The organism is Vreelandella sp. F11, assembly GCF_042466685.1.
Taxonomy (GTDB): Bacteria; Pseudomonadota; Gammaproteobacteria; order Pseudomonadales; family Halomonadaceae; genus Vreelandella.
Genome location: NZ_CP170448.1, coordinates 1,658,237 through 1,679,055, shown reverse-complemented (window position 1 = coordinate 1,679,055; position 20,819 = coordinate 1,658,237). Strand labels below are relative to the sequence as shown.

Below are 20,819 nucleotides of genomic sequence, written 5' to 3'. Positions count from 1 at the left end.
TTCCTTGTGTTTCTGTTCGTTATTCGTTGGTCTAAGTTGTGCCCTGGCACTTATTCAGGGTTAGCTCACTAAATTCAGTTATCTAAGGTCAGCAAATGCACGAGCCGAGCCGCCGCTCGGGCGGTGCGGCTGTCGATATCCAGGCTGGGGTTAAGCTCTGCCAAGTCCGCCAGGCGAAGCTTGCCGCTGTCACGCACGGCTTCAATCAGCGGCTCAATCAAGGCAAGCGAGACACCGCGTGCGGCAGGCGCACTCACGCCGGGGGCTTCGGCAGCAGGCAGTACATCCAGGTCAATGGTTAGGTAAATGTGGTCGCACTTGGCGATGAAGCGCTGTACGTCTCTGATGATAGAATCAAGGCGTAGCGCTTCGATCTCGCGATCTTCGCGAACCAGTGTTCCGAGCGCGGCGGCGCGGGTAAATAAGGCGCGCGTATTCGCAGCGCGGCTTACCCCCAGGCAGGCGTATCGAAACGACCAATCCCACTCTTGGCACTTATCGGCAATCTGGGCGAAGGGGGTGCCTGAGGAGCGAATATGCACTGGATCGCGCAAATCGAAGTGCGCATCCAGGTTAATGATGCCAATCCGCGGCGGCGCCTTTTTGGGCATAAAAGACTGCGCCAGACCGAGCCAGCTGGCGTAAGCCACTTCATGACCACCACCCAACACAATTGGCAGGTGGCCAGCGGTTAATAGTGACGTCAGACGATCAGCCAGCGTCTGTTGCGCTGCCTCTAACGCATCATCAACACAGCGCACATTGCCGGCATCATAAACAGGCGCAGTGCGATGCCAAGCCAACGGCGCCAGCGCACGGCGTAACGCATTAGGGCCTTCAGCAGCGCCGGTGCGGCCCTGGTTACGCGCAACACCTGCATCACTTTCAAAACCCAGCAGTGCACAACCCTGCGCGGCGTTGTTGGTTAACGGCTCGATACGCTGGTGCCAACGGTCACTATCGGGTTCAGGATCCGTGCGCCCCTGCCAGAGCGCCATATCAATGGGCGTATCAGCGGCCATGGGTTAACTCCCCCTGATAGACACGCTGCCGTAGGCGACCTGGCTGCACCGCGTAGGCCAGCTCAGCGGGTGTCTCAATATCCCAGATACACAGATCCGCCACCGCGCCTTCGTGAAGCTGCCCCTGCCCTTTCAATCCTAGTGCGGCAGCACCATTGGCGGTCATCCCCGCCAGTGCTTCCTGGGGCGTCATGCGAAACAGCGTACACGCCAGGTTGAGCATTAACGTGGGCATAAATAGCGGCGAGCTGCCTGGATTGGCGTCGGTGGCCACAGCCATCGGCACGCCCGCTTCGCGCAGCCCCGCAATGGGCGGCTGCTGCGTTTCACGCAGGGTGTGGAAAGCGCCGGGGAGAATGACGGCCACGCTGCCTGCTTCGCGCATGGCAGCAATACCGGCGTCGTCAAGATACTCAATGTGGTCAGCGGACAATGCGCCGTGGCGGGCTGCCAACGCGGCGCCACCCAAGTTAGAGAGCTGTTCGGCATGCGCTTTGATGGGTAAGCCATGGGCCTGCGCTGCTTTGAAAACCCGCTCACACTGCGCTACTGAAAAGGCGATTTTTTCACAAAAGACATCGACAGCATCGGCCAACCCTTCCGCAGCTGCGGCAGGAATCATTTCATTGCAGACCAGATCGATATAGCCGTCGCTATCGTTCTCATACTCCGGCGGCAAGGCATGGGCGCCTAACAGGGTCGTCAATACCCGCACTGGCAACGCTTCACCTAAACGCCGGGCAACCCGCAGCATCTTCAGTTCATTAGCCACGTCCAAGCCATAGCCCGATTTGATCTCGACCGTAGTGACGCCTTCCTCAACCAGCGCTTTAAGACGTGGCAAGGCGGCATCGAAGAGGGCTTGTTCGCTCGCTTCCCGGGTCGCATAAACGGTACTCAGAATGCCTCCGCCGCGGCGCGCAATCTCTTCATAACTGGCGCCCTCCAAACGCGCCTCGAATTCGTCCGCGCGCGCTCCGCCAAACACCAAATGCGTATGGCAATCCACCAGGCCGGGTGTCATCACGCCGCCCCGCCCCATGTCATGACAACCATCAGCCTGTGACTCATCGAAGCCATCCATGGGCGTCATGGTGACAACACGCTCACCTTGAGTAATCACAGCCATGGGCTTAGGCAATGTTTTCAGACCATCGAAGAGACTGATATCGCGCCAAATGTAGCGTTGTTTGTTATTAGCCATGGAGGTCTCCTTGGAGCAAACACAATGTATATACAATTAAGCCCATGCCGGATTACTTCGTCAAGCAATGAACTAAGCAAATAAGCAGTTGCAAAGTTAAAAAAAACGCCAAAAAATAAGTAAAACACATAAATAACAAATACTTATCTTAATAAATTGACAAACAAAAGATCGTCTAACGTCCACCTCACTAGACTAATGTCTATTGCCAAGTGCTATGCGCAAATGCTGTATGGGGTTAGCTTATTGTATATACATAAAACAAGCCCAAGTCATCAGAACGATAACCTCACAATGAGAGGCCTACCCATGCAGCCCATGAACCCGCCTTCCAAGCAGCGAACTAGCGCTGCCACTATCTTTAAACTGTTTGTGCCTAGCGCACTGGGTATCCTGATTTTCTTTGTTCCCATCGAGATAGGTGGGCGAAGCACTATCCTGCTTGACCATATGGTCACAGGGCTGCGCTCTTTGATGGGCGATTACAGCGGCATTTATGCGTTAGTGATGATCGTGGCGGGCGCCGCCTACCCACTTTTCAAAGGCTATTGGCGACGAACAGTGACCGAAAGCATTTTTACCGTACTGAAAATCATCGGTGTTGTTATTGCCGTCATGGCGTTAACGGGCTGGGGCCCAGCATTTCTGCACGAACCGGATATGCTGCCCTTCTTATTTGAAAAACTGGTGATTCCGGTAGGTTTAATCGTACCCATTGGTGCTATTTTCCTGGCACTGCTGATCAGCTATGGATTGCTGGAATTGATTGGCGTACTGGTTCAGCCGGTCATGCGGCCCATTTGGCGAACGCCTGGGCGCTCGGCAATCGATGCCGTTGCTTCTTTTGTGGGTAGTTACTCGATCGGGCTATTGATTACCAATCGGGTTTATCAAGCGGGACAGTATTCAGCCCGGGAAGCCGCCATCATCGCCACCGGTTTTTCCACGGTGTCGGCAACGTTCATGATCATCGTGGCGCGTACGCTGGATCTTATGAGCGTTTGGAATTTGTACTTCTGGCTCACCCTGGTGATTACGTTCATCGTCACGGCGGTCACGGTACGACTGCCGCCTCTGGCAAACATGGATGACCATAAGCGTGACGGAGAACCGGAGGCAATCGCGGGGAAGCGCTTAAGTACTGCCTGGCAAGCAGGCACGGAGGTTGCCGCCAACGCGCCAAGCCTTCACCGCAGCGTAGCGCTCAATTTTAAAGAAGGGTTGATAATGGCTATCAGCATCCTGCCGTCGATCATGTCGGTAGGCTTAATCGGGCTGCTCGTCGCCAAATACACACCTTTATTTGAATGGCTGGGGTGGCTGTTTTACCCCTTTGTCGCCATTTGGGGGTTAGATGACGCCGCGGCACTGGCCCAGGCATCTGCTTCCGGGTTGGCAGAAATGTTCTTACCGGCTCTACTGATGGCCGAGGCCGAATTCGTCGCCCGTTTCGCGGCAGGCGTGGTATCAGTCTCTGCTGTGCTGTTCTTTTCTGCTTCCATCCCCTGCATTCTCTCTACCACTATTCCGTTTTCAGTAGGCCGCATGCTCATCGTGTGGTTTATTCGCGTTGCATTGAGCTTGCTACTTGCGGTGCCCGCGGGCTACCTGGTTCAGTCACTGATCAGTTGAATGCTGGCATTAATGACAAATCACGAGGTCGAAGGAACCGACCTCGCTGAGCTTTTAACATCGATTTAGGCGGTTTTTCGTTGCAGGGAGGAGCGTAACTTATAGCGGTCGCCAGGGTGGAGCAGGCGCGCATAGCTAATCAAATGCTCATCAGACCAGGTACGCCTCACCATGCTCAGGCAGGGGGTCTGGGTATCAATACTTAGCCACTTTGCGGTTTGCTCATCCACGAGCACCGCTTCAACGATATGCTCCATATCCGTTATGGGGCAAGCGGCGACCAGCACTTCGTTAGGTGTATGGCGCGAAAAATCGGTGTCCAAATAATCCGGCACCCAACGAGGATTGACGTAACGGTTCTCAAGTTGAATCGGAATGTCATTCTCATAGTGCACCAAGAGGGTATGAAACACCCGGCTGCCAAGTCTCACGCCTAAGCGCAGCGCCACTTCATCATCTGCCTCAATCGCCTCTTGGGTGATGACCTTATTACTGTATCGATGCCCACGCGAAAGTACTTCTTCGGCAATGTTGTATACCTCCACCAAAGAGGACTCAACCTTACGGTCGGTAACGAAGGTACCGACACCGGGTTGACGCACGAGGTACCCTTGCTGCACCAAATCCCTGATGGCCTTATTAGCCGTCATCCGGCTCACGCCAAAGTCTTTCGCCAGCCGCTCTTCCGTAGGTATCTGATGATTCAGCTGCCAATCTCCACACTGAATCTTATCCAACAGATGTTGACGGATCTGCTGGTAGAGGGGAGAACGCGTCATGAAGCTCCTTTTCGATTAAGACCGTTTGTCTATACAGCTATCTTACTCGCCTTGGTGAACAAAGCACACTAGTGCCAGGACAACACCTGCTACTTGCCAACCCAAGATGCAATTTTTATTAAGGAGCCATAAAGACAAAGGGTCGTCGCTCCCCCCTTGTATTATCCCCTTACCTCAGGATCGTCGCTTTCGCGACCCTAGCTGGCGCGTCTATCCATACAACGTGCTTTATCAAAGTTTTTTATTGCAGCAGCAGCGGCGGCCATGATGCGGGCATTATTAGCCCTCCTGAGCACTCTCACCGGCACTACCGAATGACGGTGGCGCATGAAAACGATAGTTATATCAACCCCGACACTTGGCTTGAGAGCACAACCATGCAGCTAGGCTCGTGGTGGGAGGAGTGGCAAATCTGGCTTGAGAAACGCTCCGGGCCTCTGGTTAGAATGCCAACTCTAGGGTCAAACGACTATCCGCCATTAGAAGATGCACCGGGGAGCTATGTGAAGCAGCCATGAACAAAGTTTTCTTTTCGGCGAGATAAATTGAGCATCAGTTCGCCAGCGAAACGCCAAGACTGAATAAACTGGCAAAAAAGCACCTTCGGGGAGCTACCTAATATTGATGACATCTCACCCTCTTTCTTAACTTAAAAGTCATCACAAAAAGTAATTACTGAAATAGACTTCAAATATAAAAATAACTACCTTTTCGCATTGCATAACTAACAGCATCATCTACGCTTAACTTCGCCAACGTCTAAAATAAATCAAAAATCACATAACCATTTGAATTATAATCTTTTCAATAAAACCATTTTTAAAAAACGTTCGTGGCTCACGGAGCTTGCACTGAAATTTTATTGCAGAACCTGGGGTAAAACGTATGGAAACGACAGCTGGTTTGGATAAGCCGTATATCAAACAAGGTATGACTTCCGGTCATTCCTCTCTTTTAATTGTACAAGAATTGAAAAAACTTTCTCAATCTATATTAACCTTGCGTAGAAAAAAAACTCTTTTATACCAAGGAGATCCTTTCCAAGGCTTATACATCGTGCAGTGTGGCATGCTAAAACAAACGCTTCAGTGTAAAAGCGACAATGAGCAGCTCACACACTTTTTTCTACCTGACGAAATTATTGGCCTAGATGCTATTGGCGAGGGATTTTATGCAGGCACCATAATTGCCATTGAAACATCAGGCTTACTGCACATTCCCTTTAGACGAATTGAAGAGTTTCCCAACCTTCAAACTAGCCATATGCAATTGCTGCGCTGTTTGAGTCAGGCCATGAGCATTGAACACTCACGAATGTGGCAAATGATTAGCCAGCCTGCAGACGTCAGATTAGCCATTTTTTTTGCTGCGATGTCGAGGAATTTTTTTGCTCGGGGCTATTCGCCCTACTCTTTCAGGCTGGCCATGTCGCGACAAGAAATGGCCGATTATCTCTGTATGGCAGTAGAGACGCTAAGTCGCCTCATCAGTCGCTTTCAGCAGCAAGAAATATTAACAGCACGTGGTCATGAGTACTGCATAGTAAACCCTGATGCATTAGCGTCTATAGCTGCAAAAAGGAAGTGAATTTATCGCCATTGCCCATGCGAAAGAGTTAACCATCCGCCAGACAAGAAAAGGAGTGAACAAGCCTAGCTGTGCTGGCCTGACCACGCATAACATTCGGTTCGGAGACGAGTTTCCATTACAAATTAAGCACGACGGTGACGCTATCCACCTGATGATCCGTTGGCACCACCAGAAATCCAAACTCTTTTACCATCTTGAGCATTGGGTGATTCTCCCGCAGCACATCCGCAAATATCTGCTTAATCGCGTTCATGCGGGCAAAATCAATTATCTGCTGCATAAGGCTATAACCCAGCCCGGTTCCTTTAAAATCACTACGCACCATGACCGCAAACTCCGCTTTCTCTTTATCGGGATCGGCAGACAGGCGCACTACCCCCACAATCTCGTCGCTTCCAGAAGGTATCGCTACAAAGGCCATTTCCCGGTCGTAATCTATCTGAGTTAGTCGCGCCGCAAAAGCATGGTCAAACTTTCTGATGGCTGCAAAGAAGCGCAACCGCACATCACTGGGAGAAGACTGGCCCAGCATGTGAACCAGCGCCGATTCATCTTCGGGGCGTATGGGGCGCAAGCAATAGGCTTGGCCACTGCGTGTCATGATTGTTTGGGCGAGCTGCTTGGGATAAGGTCGGATGGCCATAGGCAGCCGTTGTCGCTGACCGACCCTAATCACGATGCGCGCATCCAAAGCCATCACACCAGAAGCATCAGCCAACAGCGGGTTGATATCCAGTTCGACTACGCGCTCCAAGTCGCTGGCCAGTTGTGACAATTTTATCAGCGTGAGCGTGATCGCTTCCAAATCAGCGGCCGGACGATCACGATAGCCTTTCAACAGACGCGATATGCGTGTCGAGCTGATCATATCTTGAGCCAGCAGTGAGTTAAGCGGGGGCAAACCAACCACGCGGTCACCAATGACTTCAACGGCTTTACCACCCTGCCCAAACAGAATCACGGGGCCAAAAACGCGATCTTCAGCGACGCCTAAAATGAGTTCATGCGCCCCTGGACATCGAATCATCGGTTGCACATTGAAACCATCGACCCGTGCCGAGGGAGCCTCCTGGTGAATGACCCTAAGCATATTCTCGGCCGCCAGAGACACGGCCTCGCCCGAAGCCAAGTTTAGCTGCACGCCCCCGACATCAGACTTGTGAGAAATATCGCGCGACAAAATTTTCAGCACAACCGGGAAGCCCAGCTGCTCTGCTGCGTGACTGGCCTCCTCCGGCGTGCGAGCCAACATGGCTGGCACCGTAGGTATGCCATAGGCAGCCAAGACAGCTGATGCTTCGGGTTCCGTCAGTACACTGCGACCCTCATCAGTTACACGATCAATGATCGCGTTCGCGCTAGCCATGTCGATGGTAATAAGATCAGAAACAGCCGCTGGCGTCTCCATAAGGGCTCGCTGATTGCGACAGTAGCTGGAGAGGTGCAAAAAGGCACGAACCGCCTGCTCCGGCGTGCCATACGAGGGGATACGTTTCTCCGCAAACAGTCGTCGGGCTTCTGCGGGCGCGCCTTCGCCGAGCCAACAGGTCAAAACGGGTAGCTGATGTTTCTCAAGTGTCGTGATTAACGATTGAGCAGCCTCCAGGCTGTCGGTAACCGCGACTGGGCAGTTAATAACGAAGAGCGCATCAGCACCGCGTTCATCAAGCAGTACGTCAACCGCCTCTGCATAGCGTTGGCCCGACGCATCGCCGAGAATATCAACGGGATTGGCGTGTGACCAAGCCTTGGGCAACACGGCATTCAAACGCGCCAAGGTTGCCTCGGAGAGCTCTGCCAAGTGGCCACCCACATCGATCAGTTCATCCACGGCTAACACACCGACCCCGCCACCGTTGGTGAATATAGCCAGCCGTTCTCCCTGGACGCGGATGCCCGTGGCAAGCGTTCCTGCCGCCTGAAATAGCTCATCCAGGGTTTTCACCCGAAGCATTCCCGCACGCCTAAAGGCAGCGTCATAGATAGCATCGGATCCCGCCAGAGCCCCAGTATGCGAAAGCGCCGCTTTGGCACCTGCATCACTGCGGCCGGCTTTCACCACCACGACCGGCTTGTTTCGTGAAGCCATGCGTGCAGCCGACAAGAATTTACGTGCGCCGGAAATGGCCTCGACGTAGAGCAGAATGGAGTGCGTTTTTGGGTCAAGCGCCAGGAAGTCGAGCACATCGCCAAAATCAACATCGCTCATTGCGCCTAGCGAAATGATATACGAGAAGCCGATACCGCGCGCTGACGCCCAGTCGAGGATCGATGTTGCCACAGCCCCCGACTGGGTAACGAAAGCGATATCGCCCTTCAGAGGGGTAAGATGAGCGAAACTGGCATTGATACCCTTGTGAGGAGCCAAAATACCCAAACAGTTGGGCCCTACAATACGCATTAGATAAGGGCGTGCCGCATCGAGCATTGCCTGCTGAAGCGCCTTTCCATCCGCCTGCTCCCCTTCGCCAAAGCCTGCGGTGATAACCACCGCCGCACGGCAGCCCCGCTCGCCAAGTTCCTTGATCAAGCCCGGCACGCTCTCCGGCGGGGTCGCGATAATTGCCAGATCAGGAGTCAGCGGTAACTCACTAACAGAGTGGTAGTTCAGGGTTGATCGAATGGCACGCTCACTAGGGTTGACGGTGAGTACCGGCCCGGCAAAACCAGCACAGAGTAAATTGCGCGCCAACACGGCACCCACCGATCCAGGCTGGTTGCTAGCACCAATGAGCGCAATTGTGTCAGGAGAGAACAGCACGTCTAAATTGCGAATCGACATCTAAAATCTCCGATCATCGTGGGATTTCGGGACGCCTCACATCGTTTGTAAAGTCACCTGAATCAAGAAAATCGACGCTCACATTGGCGTTTAGCGAGAAATGACGTGGACTAAATCATTGTATGACACTACTTGTTGCCGTAACGGTTTATTAACAGCAAAAACATTGATCTACAGCATCAAAGCATTGATTAATGGTAAGACAAGTGCCTATTAGCGTCTATACTCTCTTTAAGTCCTGGGTGTAAAAAATTGACTATCATGACAACTTTAAAGTCAAACATCTCAAAAAACCTTGAACGCACTCAAGTATAAAGTAACGAATGATATAGCTGACGTAACCATAGGGCGAATGCATAAGGTGTTTGAGTTTAACGAGAACATCCTAATAGTGTCTTTGATGCGAAACATAGGCCACGAAAAACCTACAAAATCAAAACTCTAACCAAAGCTGGACAAATCATGTCAGTCGAAACTGTTCAACAATTGTTGAAGATGACGCGCTTATTACACACTAACTTAGCTAATAGCTTAGAAAAGGCATCGCTTTCAACAAAAAATGAAAAAGTGCTCATGCTGCTTGATTATCTATCACTGCATGAAAAAGAGCTGAGCCGTGTCTTGGCACTGAGTGAGCAAGACGCTCAGTCAGCTGCTATTCACACATGGTGCGTTGAGTATTTCGACAAGCACGCTATTGCACTCGACAACATAGATTACAGCAGCATGACCTTCGCAGAAATCATGCGCTCAATCGTAACCATACATAACAAAATCATTGAGCTTTATCGCTATTTGGCGCTACGTGCAGAGACAGTAGTTGCAAATGAGCTACTGAACAATCTCCTCACTCTTGAACAGCATGAAGCAATGCGCATGGTTCGTGACGCGCAAGAGCTTGAAGATCTTTAGCGCTCTAACTAAAGGCACTCACGAGTTTCAAAAACTACCAAAGCTAATTTTTCATTAAAATAATTTCTGGCCAAATAACTGAACATGAGACAATGACACCAAATAAAGTGAAGCTTTCTTTACTTTTTATTAAGCACTAAGGGTGTACCATGATTACAAATGAAAGAAGAAGAGCGCTTGTAGAACTCCGGATAGAAACGCTCGAACGTATACAACGCTACGAAGCACATCAGCACCAGCGAAGTGGCGCCTTAGATAAAGATTTGGAAGAACAGGCGCCTCAAATTCAGAGTGATGATATCGTCGACCTTTTGGACAATGAAGCACATGCTGAGCTTACCCAAATTGAAAAAGCCATCTCTCGTATTGACGCCCACGTGGGAGAGCGCTGTGAGGTGTGTGGCGAAGTAATAGACATTCACCGCCTCCAGGCCTTACCTTACGCGACGCGTTGCAACGAGTGCGCCACTCCATAAAGTGATGCGCTATTAATTCAGTACTCATTAGGCTGTGAGCGCATAAGAAGTACATTCAATACGGTTGCGGCCGTTTCGCTTGGCATTCAGTAGCAAGTGATCGGCACGGTTGATCAAATCATCAATGCAGCGATCATTCAGTTCAAGCGTGGCGATGCCAATGCTGACATATAGCCTGGCACCCTGCAGCGTGTTACTCAGTCGCTCTGCTATCACCTGGGCGCCTTGGATATCGGTTTCAGGTAATATGATGATAAATTCGTCCCCACCGTAACGACCCACCAAATCCCAATCGCGCACCGTGGAACGCATCGCATGGGCAAGAGTTTTCAGCATATGATCACCCGCCGCGTGTCCCTGCTCATCATTGATAGTCTTGAAGTGGTCAATATCCAACATCATCACACAGAGCGATAAGCCATAACGAGCAGCCCGCTTGAACTCAGTGTTTGCCAAATCAAGGAGATGGCGTCGATTATACGTTTCAGTGAGGCCATCATGGGTAGCCAGGTAGGTCAGGTGCAAATTGGTAGCTACCAACTCAGCGGTACGCTCTATAACCCGGCGCTCCACTTCTTGCTCGGAGTATGCTGCAACCTGCGTCATGCTGGTCATATCTGAGTTCAAGACGATACAGAGTAGATGCGACACTACCCCTGGTTGGTGCATGATAGGAAATAGAAGAAGCTTAAAGCTGTGCTGGTCACACCCTGTATTGAAGCAACCACCCGCCACTTCAAAATTAACAGGCACTCCCTCTTTAACACAGCGTGTGCAGTTTACAATCAACTCCTCGGCTAGGGGTGGTGGAAGTAGATTTCTGAAAGGTTTACCCATACTTATTAGATGGTTGCTAAATCCAGCAGGTTGCAGATGCTTAATCTCTTCAATGATATAGTGATTTCGTTCAGTAACACGTACGATCATCATCTCTTTAGGGAAACACTCCCAAAGGCTTTTAGCCACTGAATTAAAATCGCAATCAAAACAGCTAAAAAAATCCGGTTTATTACATACTGAAGAAAGCATGAACACACCTCACTGATATGAGTACATATATACAACACTCTATTTCAGCTTTGACTACCACAAGCTACTTATAAAAACCTATAGAACGTTGTTCGCGACACTCCTGTATGACGCGAAACTCATTATTTTTCTGTGTTACAAATTCGAATAAAGTATTATGTAACTCAGGAGTGGCATTGGTCTCTAGCAACCAGCCAAAAAACGTGCACGAATTTTTAGCAGCCTCTTCAGCTTTAGCGAGAATTTGGTCTCCCACTTGATCATTCACTACAAAAAAGTGCTGCTCTTTTATATTGAGCAAAGGTTTTTTTCCTAATCCCTCAGCATTAACGCAAGCGCAGAGATCCATTTTCCTAGCCACCTCCTGTAAATTACAAAGGCGGTGCACACACTCCATGCTAATCGCATTCATCAAGCGACTAACCGATGAATCAAAAGGTAGAAAAGTAAGGGCTAGCCATTTATAGCGGTTTAGCTCACTAGCTTCATTATAATAGGCTAAGTTTAACTGCTCTTGAGGCAGAAGAGAAAGAGCTGCTAAATTATTCATGATCACGACCTTTGGGCAATAAAAAAGAGGGAAATTGGTACCCACGGGTGCATACTAGAGTGAAACAAAGCCAGCTTTCTATGACATAGGTCAACTTTTATATCGCGGTTAAAAATATACAAAAAACTAATTAAAAAAACCCAACCATCACCATTAATTTATTTATTGTGTGCTTTCACCAAAATTAAGATATCGTATTAATGCTAATATTGCATTTGCGCATAAACAAAAGCACTAATTAATACAGGCGACACCACTGGCCACCCTATCGGGCAGGATTTCCTCACAGCCCAGCAGCGCGCAATCGATCTTTAAGTCGCTGGTTTTCCTCAATTAGGTCGGCCGTTAGTGCGGCAAGTTCGGGCACGGCCTCAAAATCGCGTTCCAACTGATGCATACGCCGGGCACGGATCAAATCAAAGCTGGTGAAACGCCAGCTCGCCACAAAAGGCGAACCATCAGCCAGTAAGCCACGCTCAATACGCTCGATGACCCAGTCGGTTTCAACTGAGCAGGCACGCGCCAACTCATCAAGTGTCAGGGTCGCCTCATCAATTAGATCACCGCTAATAGTAGCTCGCTGTACCATGGCTTAGCCTCCCTTACGTTGGCGCGGATCAAAAGACATTTCCCGCGCCATGGTTTCGTAGAGTTTCCGTGCCTTATGGCTATCGGCTGGGGGCAGTACGACCTCTAATTCCACATATAGATCGCCCGGCTCAGGCCCAGGAATACCACGCCCCTTCAAGCGCAACCGGCGCCCTGTTTGAGAGCCAGGAGGCACCTTTAGTTTCACACCCCCGGAAGGGGTGGGGATTTCAATGCTGGCACCTAACGCAGCCTCCCAGGGCGTGACCGGTACCGTCTGATGCACATCACGCCCTTCAACACGGTAAAGCGAGTTGGGGGTAAAGTGGATCTCAAGGAACAGATCCCCCGGAGAGCCCCCGCCGACACCGGGGCCGCCCTGCCCCGTAAGACGGATATGCTGGCCCGCTTTAACGCCTTTGGGTATGCGCACGTTGAGGGTATGTTCTTTAGAACTGACGCGAGCTTGGGCATCGGCCTGTGGCACAAGCAACGTGATCGGCCGGGTAGCACCGAGGTAGGCATCTTCGAGATCAATAACTACCTTGGCGTGACGATCTTCGCCACGCATTTGATAGCCGCCGGCGCCTCTTCTTGGGCGGCGCGCATGGCCGAAAATATTCGCAAAGAAATCACTGAATTCACCGAGGTCAGCCTCCTCGAAGCCACGCCCGCTGAACTCAAAACCTGCATCCCAGTCCGGAGGGGGATGGAAATCCTGGCCAGAGTGATACTGCTCAGCCAGTTGGTCATAGGCAAGACGCTTCTCGGGATCAGACAGCACTGCCTTGGCCTCATTGATTTCCTGCATGCGCTGCTCGGCATCCGGCTCTTTGCTCACATCGGGATGAAACTTACGAGCCAGCTTGCGGTAGGCTTTTTTAATCTCCTCGGACGTTGCGGACTTCTCCACGCCGAGCATCTGATAATAATCCTTAAACTCCATGTTGAGAGCCTCCCGCAGTCGGAATGGGCTCCAGGCACTGTTCCGCCAAGTATCCCGGGTAACAAGCAGTAAATGACTCAAGGATAGTCGAGGTTCACCTTGCATGCTTACAAGTTTGGTCGGGCGCCACTGGGCGTCGTGCCGACGCCTCCCGCGGGTGCCTCAAACGCTCGCTGAACTCGCGTTCTCGTTACCACGCGCTACGGTATGTGCACGAAGCTGGAACGATGGGTTCTCGTAGCGCGTGGTAAGCCTAAGGCGCACCCGCGAAAGCAGCGCGCAGCGGTGCCGGGGTTGGCTGCATTGGGCAGATTATAAGTCCTAATCCTTGGCCATCGTTGAGGGCTAAAATTTTCGTGCTTGGTTTGGTTGAGTTTATCTGTCGAGCGGTTAGTGCCATGGAGGCATATACCGGAATGTATACCACTTAGCAGCGGGATATGGAAGGAACAGCGAGGAACATTGATGAGCTAAAAAACCATGTATTTCAGAGTATTGTACTCTTTTTTAGGCCTTCTCAGGACGTCTCAAGAATGGCCGCTGGCGTCCCTGGCAGGAGTCGAACCTGCGACCTGCCGCTTAGGAGGCGGCTGCTCTATCCTACTGAGCTACAGGGACAAACGTGGTCTTAACTAGCGGGCGCGTAGTATAACGCGTCGACTTAGGTAGGGCCAACCGCGTTGGGCTATTTAGCAGAGCTATTCGTGCTATATCCAGCCGAGCAAACGCAGCGCGAAGATGCCTAGCGTAACGGTAATGCTCGCCATCAGTGTGGTGATGGCGATGATATTGGCGGCTAGTGGCACATTGCCGCCTATCGCCTTCACCATCACAAAGCTGGCGGCGGCGGTGGGGCTGGCGAAGAATAGGAACAACAGGCCCAACTGCTCGCCTGAAAAGCCCATCATCCAGGCCGCGAACGTGGAGAGTATTGGGAGCGTGACCATCTTCATCAGGCTAGCGCCGAGTGCCACTTGGCTGCTGTCGCGCATGCTCGAAACGGAGAGCGTCGCGCCAATACAAATCAGCGCCAGTGGCAGTGTTAACGAGGCAAAATAGTCGCCGGAGGTGATCACCCAGGAGGGCAGAGGGATCGAAAGTGCGGTAAAAGGTAGTGCCGCAAACACTGAGATGATCAGCGGGTTGGTGGCCACATGTTTGAGCAGGCTGCGCCAATCAGTCGATTGACCAGGTTGGTAAAATGCCAGTACAACAACCGAAAGCGCGTTGTACATCACAATCACCACACCCAGCAGAAGGCTACCCGCTGATAGGCCATAATTACCGTACATCCCCGCCGCCAGTGCTAAGCCCACCACCCCACAGTTACCGCGAAACGCACCTTGAACGTAAATACCGCGATCCTGGCGGGCCACACGGTAGTGCGCCCATGCCCAGCTGAGCAAAAACTGGCCGAGGGTTGCCACCGCAAAAAACACCATCAGCGAAACGTCCAGAGCAACGCTTAAGTCGGCTTTTATCAAACTGAGGAAAATCAAGGTGGGGAGCGTTGCTTTAAATACCAGCGCCGAGGCGGTCGAGACAAAAGCGCTATCGATCCATTTCAAGCGCTTGAGCCCCAGGCCAACAAATACCATCGCGAAGACAGGCAGCGTGACATCAAGCGTGCGGGCAAACAGTTCAAATAGGTTCACAACAGTATCTCGGTCAGCCTTAAATTTAGCGCCTGCTTATACTGTACTGCCGGGCAACGTTTGTCGACTGGCAAGCGGCGTCTGATGTGTCGCACAGAACGCACGCTTACCAGAGGTTACTTGAGCTGATCAAAGAGCTCCATGACATCATCGTTGGGCATATTAACCACCACCCCATCACGCCCGTGCTCCTTGGCTTTGTAACTACCGGCATCGGCTCGCGCTAAAACATCCTCCATGCTGGTATCAGTCTCATCAAAGGTAGTCACACCAATACTTAAGGTGACCCTGTACTCTTTGCCTGCATGGGTAACGGAGATTTCACTGACAGATTGACGCAGTGACTCAGCAATTCTCCTTGCCTGAGCCAACGTACAACTGGGCAGCAGCACGCCAAACTCGTCGCCCCCCTGGCGCGCCACATGGTCACTACGGCGCACTTCCCAAGCAACCACCTGGGCGATACGGCGCAACATTTCGTCGCCTAACGCGTGGCCACCTTCGTCATTGATGGGTTTGAAGTGATCCAAATCAAACAGCAAAAGGGCTGAAGGGGTGCTGGTTTTTTGGAAGTCGGCAAACGCCTCTTCCAGGCGGCGCTCGAAGCCTCGGCGATTCAACAGGCCGGTTAATGGGTCGTGCTCCGCCTCCCAGCGCTGAATGGCTTCCTGCTGACGGCGCTCGGTAATATCTTTGACGACCCCCACTAAACCGAGGGTATGCCCATCCTGGGAGAGCATAACAACACGGGCATGAATATCCAGCCACAGCAGCTCATTATCACTACGTAAAAAGCGCAACTGGCGGACAAAATCGCTACCGGTTTGCAGACTGTGCAGCCACATATCCTTCGCACCGTCGATATCGTCTGTATGAATCTGCTCAAGCCATGTTTTCATGGGCACGTCAGTGGATATGCCCAGCATCTCCAGTAGCGCGGGGTTCATATAGGTAATGTCGCCCTTAATATTGGCGACAAACATACCCTGAGGCGCCGCATTGAGCACCGAGTCAAGAAACGCCTCGCGCTCTTGAAGATTGCCTAGCAGCAGTTGCCGTTCATCTTCTACACGGTTAAAGGTGCCCGCCACCTGCTGCAACTCTTGCATCCTGGTCGCCAGACTGACGCTCTCACGATGCCCTAACCCCACTTCACCAATCTGTTTTTCCAAATGCCTCAAGGGCGAAAGCACGCGACCCAGCATCCACAAAAGCAGCGGGAAAATGAGTAAAACCAGCACCACCCATGTCCACCATAGCTGCCTAATAAAATCTGCTAACGGAAGTTGCGCTTGAGAGATGGGCAAGTAAAGACCAACGACCCAACCGGCAGACCAGACCTGTGCGTAGGATTGAAGCGCCATTTCCCCTTGCACTAGCTGCCCTACGGCATCCCCCTCCCAGCCATCCAGCGCCAAGTCCAACCAGGGGTTAAACTCCTTGCTGGGCACAGAAGCATTAATAAAGGAACTATTCGGGTGGTATAAAACTTTCCCAGAGGAGGTAGCAACGCCTGCATAGCCTTTTTCACCCAAACGCACTTTGGCTAAACGGCTAAATATCCCCCCAGAATCCAGGCTAAGAATCCCCCCAATAAAGCCATCGAAATCGCCTTGCTCGGTGAAACGCGGTACCCCCACTACCACCATTGGCATGCCGCTCGCCCGGCCTACGAAAGGTTCACTAACATAGGGGCGGCGAATACCGCGCAGCATACGAAAATACTCAAGCTCAGCGGTTTCGAGCCCCACCCTGCCAACGATAGCGGGCCAGTCAGCAATAATCCTTCCATCGCGGTTGGCCACCACAATTCCCTCGAACCATGCCATTAGGCTATCGTTCTGCCGCAGTTGGTGGCTGATCCAGCTCGCATCATCAGTGGGGCCTATCATTTCGCTTAATCGCTCTAACGCCTGAAAGCGCATATCGATTTGCTGAGTGACCTCATCAGCGAGCAAGGTGGCTTCATAACGCAGGTGCGACATATTCGTTTCCTGCACCATGGTCTTACCAATTTGCCACGCCATGCCCAGCACCAACGCGATCAGCAACAACAAGGTAAAGGAGAGCCCCAGCAGAAGCCGGCTCTTTAACGAACTGAAAGAAAATAGCTTTTTTAGCAGATGGGCAAAGCGCACCGATTATCCTTTTTATGCATCCTTTACTTCACTCCAGGTTCAGCAGAGCAGTATCAACGATACAGGCAACAGACAAACTTACCAAAAAAGTAGCAACTATTCGCGTTGAACAAACCAAACTTGAGGCAATTTTATTAACATGCAAATGATTGCCGGGGGTAGACAAAATAGTGAACACTCACAAAACCTGAATTGATAACCCCCTACAAATCACGTATGTTCGCCCGCCTACACCTTATCCTGATTCCTCACCACGACCTTATTTATGGCGAAACGAACAGCAGGCTACACATCTTCAGGTATTGGCAAGCTGGCTGCCCTGCCTGCGCTGCTGTCCGAATTTGACCAATTCATCAGAATAAGTGCACTAAAGCCCCAACCCGACGCGGTGATTGGCTGGGGGTTAAAGCCCACCAGCGTCCGCACCAGGCGGTATGCCCAGCGTCGACAACTCGCTTACATCGCCTTGGAAGATGGCTTTATACGTTCGTTAGGGTTAGGCGTAAACGGCTTTCAGCCGCACAGTCTGGTGGTCGATGAGACCGGTATTTATTACGATGCATCGCGACCTTCTGATTTAGAAAACTGGCTAAATACGGCCACATTTGACGCTGAGGAGTTAGCCCAGGCAGAGTGCTGTATGGCGCTGATTGCCCACTACCGGCTCTCCAAATATAACCACGCCCCCGACAAACCGATTAACAGTAACAGCCGTGGGCGCGTGCTGGTGGTTGACCAAACCGCCGGGGACGCCTCTATTCACTACGGTGGCGCCAGCGGTAGTAGCTTCGATCAAATGCTCGAGGCCGCGTTAGCAGAGCACCCGGACAGCGAAATTCTGGTCAAGATCCATCCGGATGTCATCGCCGGGAAAAAACAGGGCCACCTGCTAAACGCCGCGGCTCACCCACGCTGCCAGGTAATCGGCGAAGACCTTAACCCCTGGGCATTATTTGATCAGGTCGACCACGTCTATGTGGTCACCAGCCAGCTTGGCTTTGAGGCCCTGCTTGCCGGTAAGCAGGTACACTGCTTCGGCATTCCGTTTTACGCGGGCTGGGGACTTACCCATGACCAGTTGCCCTGCCCCCGCCGTCGCGTTACACGCACATTAGTTGAGCTGTTTGCTGCCGCCTATCTACGCTACTGCCGCTACGCCAACCCTTACACCCGCCAGTCCGCCACGCTGGAAGAGACGATTGCCTTAATCGCCGACCAAAAGCGCCAGCAGGAGCGCTACCAGGGCCGCTGGCGGGCGTGTGGTTTCTCCTCATGGAAACGGCGCTTTATTGGCGATTTTTTAGGCCCCGCTGCCAAGGTGAATTTTCAGGCCGAACTGGCAGCCAACAAACAGCCCGACGAACGGCAGCTGGTGTGGTCAAGCCGCATTGATGCTGACTTTAAACGCCAGCACGCGCAGCACATGGCCGATGTATGGCGCATGGAAGATGGCTTTATTCGCTCGGTGGGGCTGGGTGTCGATCTCACTCAACCATTGTCACTGGTGATTGATTCCCGAGGCATCTATTACGACCCCAGCCAGCCCAGCGACTTGGAAGAACTGCTCAATAGCAGCCACTTTAGTGACGACCTGCTGCTACGCGCCCGGCATTTACGTGAAAGGCTGGTGGCGCTCAAGCTATCCAAATACAATGTGCGCGGCCAGTCAGAGGTCGAGCTGCCCCAGGATCGTTACACCATATTAGTGCCCGGCCAAGTCGAGAGCGACGCATCCATTGCCACCGGCTCGCCGCACATTAATACCAATAGCGGGCTATTGAACGCTGTACGTAGCGCCCATCCGGATGCCTACATCGTTTACAAAGCGCACCCAGATGTATTGAGCGGTGCGCGTATCGGGGCACTCGATACCAGTGCCAAACGCCTGTATGATCTAGATGCCAGCGACATCGACATCGCCACCCTGTTAGAGCGCGTCGATGCAGTGCATACGATGAGCTCCTTGACCGGATTTGAAGCACTTTTGCGCCAGCGAGAAGTCAGCACCTACGGGCTACCATTTTATGCTGGCTGGGGCCTAACGCAGGATGCGCTTAGCTGCCCACGCCGTACGCGCTCACTCTCGCTGGATGCGCTGGTTGCCGGGACACTGATTCTCTACCCCGGCTATGTAGACCCAACGACCCGCCAGCTATGCAATGCTGAAACCGTCGTCAGCCTGTTGGAACAGGCAAAAACCCAAAAAAACATCCTTACATGGAAACAGCATCTCTACCGCTGTTATCGTAACTTGTTGATCGGAAGGCATTGAGTTGAAGCATCAGAAGCGTGCATTCTTATTTTTGCAGGGCGTTTGCTCACCCTTTTACCAGCGCTTGGCCAAGCGCTTGGTTAACGATGGGCACCGAGTCGTTAAGGTCAACTTTAATGCGGGCGATATCGCCTATTGGCAGCGTACCCACAGCGAAAGCCACCTGTATCGCGGCCCAACCGCGGAATTACCCGGCTATATCAAATCACTCTGGGAGCAGTACGCCATCACCGACCAGGTAGTGTTCGGTGATCGTCGCCCTATCCACCGCCCCGCAGTCGATAATGCCGCCGCCGCAGGCGTACGCACCCATGTGTTTGAAGAGGGCTACTTTCGCCCTTTCTGGATCACACTGGAGCGCGAAGGGGTTAACGGCCACTCGCTGCTGCCCCGCGATCCCAATTGGTTTTATGAGACGGGCAAAGCACTGCCCGAGCCACCCGCACCGGTGCGCTTTCGCTCATCTTTTAAAATTCGCGCCATGCACGATGTGGGCTACCACTTGGCCGGGCTGGCCAATCCGCTGGTCGCGCCGCACTACCGCAATCACGCGCCAATCACCGCTCCGGTTGAGTACGCAGGCTACATCAAGCGGTTTGCACAGCTAAAAGCGGTTTGGAAAAAGCGCGATGCGGCGCGCATCAAAGCGCTAATCGAAAGCGGTCTTCCCTATTTTATGCTGCCGCTGCAGTTAAATAGCGATGCGCAAATTCGCGATCACTCCCCCTACGCCAGTATGCAGGAAGTGATGGACGATGTGATGGCATCGTTCGCTAAACATGCACCCAGCGAGACGCAGCTGTGCATCAAGAACCACCCTTTGGATATGGGCCTGGTCAATTACCCCAAGATCATCAAACAGCTTGAAGAGCGTCATGGCCTGCAAGGGCGCATCGTTTACCTGGAGTCGGGGGATCTCAACGCCCTGCTCAAACACGCCAGGGGCAATGTGACCGTTAACAGCACAGTGGGCATCGTATCGCTAGAGAAGAACTGTCCCACCTATGCGCTGAGCGATCCGATCTACAATTTAGATGGACTGACCTATCAAGGCGAGCTGGCGGATTTTTGGCAGCAGCCGCAGCCGCCCAACGACGAGCTTTTTGGCTATTTTCACAAGACCGTCATGCACGCCGTTCAGGTTAACGGTGGCTACTACTGCCAGCCCGGCATCGACTTAGCCGTGGATAACGCCGCCCGCATACTCGAAGCCTGTCCGTCGCCGCTGGAGAAGCTGCTGTGAC

Annotated in this window: 16 protein-coding genes and 1 tRNA gene; 6 read left to right on the top strand and 11 right to left on the bottom strand. The window is 52.2% G+C overall.

The annotated features are described in order from the left end of the window. Positions 1-74: 74 nt before the first annotated feature. Positions 75-1,022 (bottom strand): formimidoylglutamase, encoded by a 948-nt coding sequence (gene hutG / locus ACFIOZ_RS07520; protein WP_386083066.1) that lies wholly within the window; start codon positions 1,020-1,022, stop codon positions 75-77. Beyond that, positions 1,012-2,226, bottom strand: a complete 1,215-nt coding sequence (hutI, locus tag ACFIOZ_RS07515; protein WP_386083065.1) for an imidazolonepropionase — start codon at positions 2,224-2,226, stop codon at positions 1,012-1,014. Before hutI ends, hutG begins: the two co-directional genes overlap by 11 nt. Before the next feature lie 309 nt (positions 2,227-2,535). On the opposite strand from hutI, the gene ACFIOZ_RS07510 reads away from it, so the two are divergent. Further along, positions 2,536-3,858: a YjiH family protein gene (locus tag ACFIOZ_RS07510; RefSeq protein WP_386083064.1), complete on the top strand. Its 1,323-nt coding sequence runs from the start codon at positions 2,536-2,538 to the stop codon at positions 3,856-3,858. A 65-nt stretch (positions 3,859-3,923) separates the two neighbouring features. Here the strand turns inward: ACFIOZ_RS07510 and hutC are convergent, their stop codons facing one another. Beyond that, positions 3,924-4,637 (bottom strand): histidine utilization repressor, encoded by a 714-nt coding sequence (hutC, locus tag ACFIOZ_RS07505; RefSeq protein ID WP_386083063.1) that lies wholly within the window; start codon positions 4,635-4,637, stop codon positions 3,924-3,926. 885 nt (positions 4,638-5,522) lie between these two features. Here hutC and ACFIOZ_RS07500 point away from each other — a divergent pair. Further along, the gene (locus ACFIOZ_RS07500) at positions 5,523-6,224 is read left to right on the top strand and encodes a helix-turn-helix domain-containing protein (RefSeq protein WP_386083062.1); all 702 of its coding nucleotides are present in this window, start codon (positions 5,523-5,525) and stop codon (positions 6,222-6,224) included. A 118-nt stretch (positions 6,225-6,342) separates the two neighbouring features. Here ACFIOZ_RS07500 and ACFIOZ_RS07495 read toward each other — a convergent pair whose 3' ends face one another. Beyond that, complete coding sequence (locus ACFIOZ_RS07495) at positions 6,343-9,009, bottom strand: GNAT family N-acetyltransferase (RefSeq protein WP_386083061.1); 2,667 nt, start codon at positions 9,007-9,009, stop codon at positions 6,343-6,345. Between the two features lie 462 nt (positions 9,010-9,471). On the opposite strand from ACFIOZ_RS07495, the gene ACFIOZ_RS07490 reads away from it, so the two are divergent. Next, the gene (locus tag ACFIOZ_RS07490) at positions 9,472-9,921 is read left to right on the top strand and encodes a hypothetical protein (RefSeq protein WP_386083060.1); all 450 of its coding nucleotides are present in this window, start codon (positions 9,472-9,474) and stop codon (positions 9,919-9,921) included. Between the two features lie 149 nt (positions 9,922-10,070). Then, complete coding sequence (locus ACFIOZ_RS07485; RefSeq protein ID WP_386083059.1) at positions 10,071-10,397, top strand: TraR/DksA family transcriptional regulator; 327 nt, start codon at positions 10,071-10,073, stop codon at positions 10,395-10,397. A 27-nt stretch (positions 10,398-10,424) separates the two neighbouring features. Here ACFIOZ_RS07485 and ACFIOZ_RS07480 read toward each other — a convergent pair whose 3' ends face one another. The 7 genes from ACFIOZ_RS07480 to ACFIOZ_RS07450 form a co-directional block, all read right to left on the bottom strand. Then, complete coding sequence (locus ACFIOZ_RS07480) at positions 10,425-11,426, bottom strand: GGDEF domain-containing protein (RefSeq protein ID WP_386083058.1); 1,002 nt, start codon at positions 11,424-11,426, stop codon at positions 10,425-10,427. A 64-nt stretch (positions 11,427-11,490) separates the two neighbouring features. Beyond that, entirely contained in the window at positions 11,491-11,976 is a 486-nt protein-coding gene (locus tag ACFIOZ_RS07475) for a hypothetical protein (RefSeq protein ID WP_386083057.1), read from the bottom strand. Positions 11,977-12,259: 283 nt separating this feature from the next. Beyond that, positions 12,260-12,565 carry a chaperone modulator CbpM gene (locus tag ACFIOZ_RS07470; protein WP_386083056.1) on the bottom strand — a complete coding sequence of 102 codons (306 nt, stop codon included), beginning with the start codon at positions 12,563-12,565 and terminating at the stop codon, positions 12,260-12,262. A 3-nt stretch (positions 12,566-12,568) separates the two neighbouring features. Further along, on the bottom strand, positions 12,569-13,510 hold the full coding sequence (locus ACFIOZ_RS07465) for a DnaJ C-terminal domain-containing protein (protein WP_386083055.1): 942 nt from the start codon (positions 13,508-13,510) through the stop codon (positions 12,569-12,571). Between the two features lie 541 nt (positions 13,511-14,051). Then, positions 14,052-14,128, bottom strand: a tRNA-Arg gene (locus tag ACFIOZ_RS07460). Positions 14,129-14,217: 89 nt separating this feature from the next. Further along, positions 14,218-15,165 carry an AEC family transporter gene (locus ACFIOZ_RS07455; RefSeq protein ID WP_386083054.1) on the bottom strand — a complete coding sequence of 316 codons (948 nt, stop codon included), beginning with the start codon at positions 15,163-15,165 and terminating at the stop codon, positions 14,218-14,220. 116 nt (positions 15,166-15,281) lie between these two features. Continuing rightward, positions 15,282-17,303, bottom strand: a complete 2,022-nt coding sequence (locus ACFIOZ_RS07450) for a sensor domain-containing diguanylate cyclase (protein WP_386083053.1) — start codon at positions 17,301-17,303, stop codon at positions 15,282-15,284. Between the two features lie 265 nt (positions 17,304-17,568). On the opposite strand from ACFIOZ_RS07450, the gene ACFIOZ_RS07445 reads away from it, so the two are divergent. Both ACFIOZ_RS07445 and ACFIOZ_RS07440 read left to right on the top strand, forming a co-directional pair. Next, positions 17,569-19,575, top strand: coding sequence for a capsular polysaccharide biosynthesis protein (locus ACFIOZ_RS07445; RefSeq protein ID WP_386083052.1), 2,007 nt, complete (start codon positions 17,569-17,571; stop codon positions 19,573-19,575). A gap of 1 nt (position 19,576) precedes the next feature. Continuing rightward, complete coding sequence (locus tag ACFIOZ_RS07440) at positions 19,577-20,818, top strand: capsule biosynthesis protein (protein WP_386083051.1); 1,242 nt, start codon at positions 19,577-19,579, stop codon at positions 20,816-20,818. Position 20,819: the final 1 nt, after the last annotated feature.

What these genes read in the sequence shown, in the direction of transcription:
- hutG (WP_386083066.1), bottom strand. Translation starts at nt 1,022, where the DNA reads ATGGCCGCTGATACGCCCATTGATATGGCGCTCTGGCAGGGGCGCACG.
- hutI (WP_386083065.1), bottom strand. Translation starts at nt 2,226, where the DNA reads ATGGCTAATAACAAACAACGCTACATTTGGCGCGATATCAGTCTCTTC.
- ACFIOZ_RS07510 (WP_386083064.1), top strand. Translation starts at nt 2,536, where the DNA reads ATGCAGCCCATGAACCCGCCTTCCAAGCAGCGAACTAGCGCTGCCACT.
- hutC (WP_386083063.1), bottom strand. Translation starts at nt 4,637, where the DNA reads ATGACGCGTTCTCCCCTCTACCAGCAGATCCGTCAACATCTGTTGGAT.
- ACFIOZ_RS07500 (WP_386083062.1), top strand. Translation starts at nt 5,523, where the DNA reads ATGGAAACGACAGCTGGTTTGGATAAGCCGTATATCAAACAAGGTATG.
- ACFIOZ_RS07495 (WP_386083061.1), bottom strand. Translation starts at nt 9,009, where the DNA reads ATGTCGATTCGCAATTTAGACGTGCTGTTCTCTCCTGACACAATTGCG.
- ACFIOZ_RS07490 (WP_386083060.1), top strand. Translation starts at nt 9,472, where the DNA reads ATGTCAGTCGAAACTGTTCAACAATTGTTGAAGATGACGCGCTTATTA.
- ACFIOZ_RS07485 (WP_386083059.1), top strand. Translation starts at nt 10,071, where the DNA reads ATGATTACAAATGAAAGAAGAAGAGCGCTTGTAGAACTCCGGATAGAA.
- ACFIOZ_RS07480 (WP_386083058.1), bottom strand. Translation starts at nt 11,426, where the DNA reads ATGCTTTCTTCAGTATGTAATAAACCGGATTTTTTTAGCTGTTTTGAT.
- ACFIOZ_RS07475 (WP_386083057.1), bottom strand. Translation starts at nt 11,976, where the DNA reads ATGAATAATTTAGCAGCTCTTTCTCTTCTGCCTCAAGAGCAGTTAAAC.
- ACFIOZ_RS07470 (WP_386083056.1), bottom strand. Translation starts at nt 12,565, where the DNA reads ATGGTACAGCGAGCTACTATTAGCGGTGATCTAATTGATGAGGCGACC.
- ACFIOZ_RS07465 (WP_386083055.1), bottom strand. Translation starts at nt 13,510, where the DNA reads ATGGAGTTTAAGGATTATTATCAGATGCTCGGCGTGGAGAAGTCCGCA.
- ACFIOZ_RS07445 (WP_386083052.1), top strand. Translation starts at nt 17,569, where the DNA reads ATGGCGAAACGAACAGCAGGCTACACATCTTCAGGTATTGGCAAGCTG.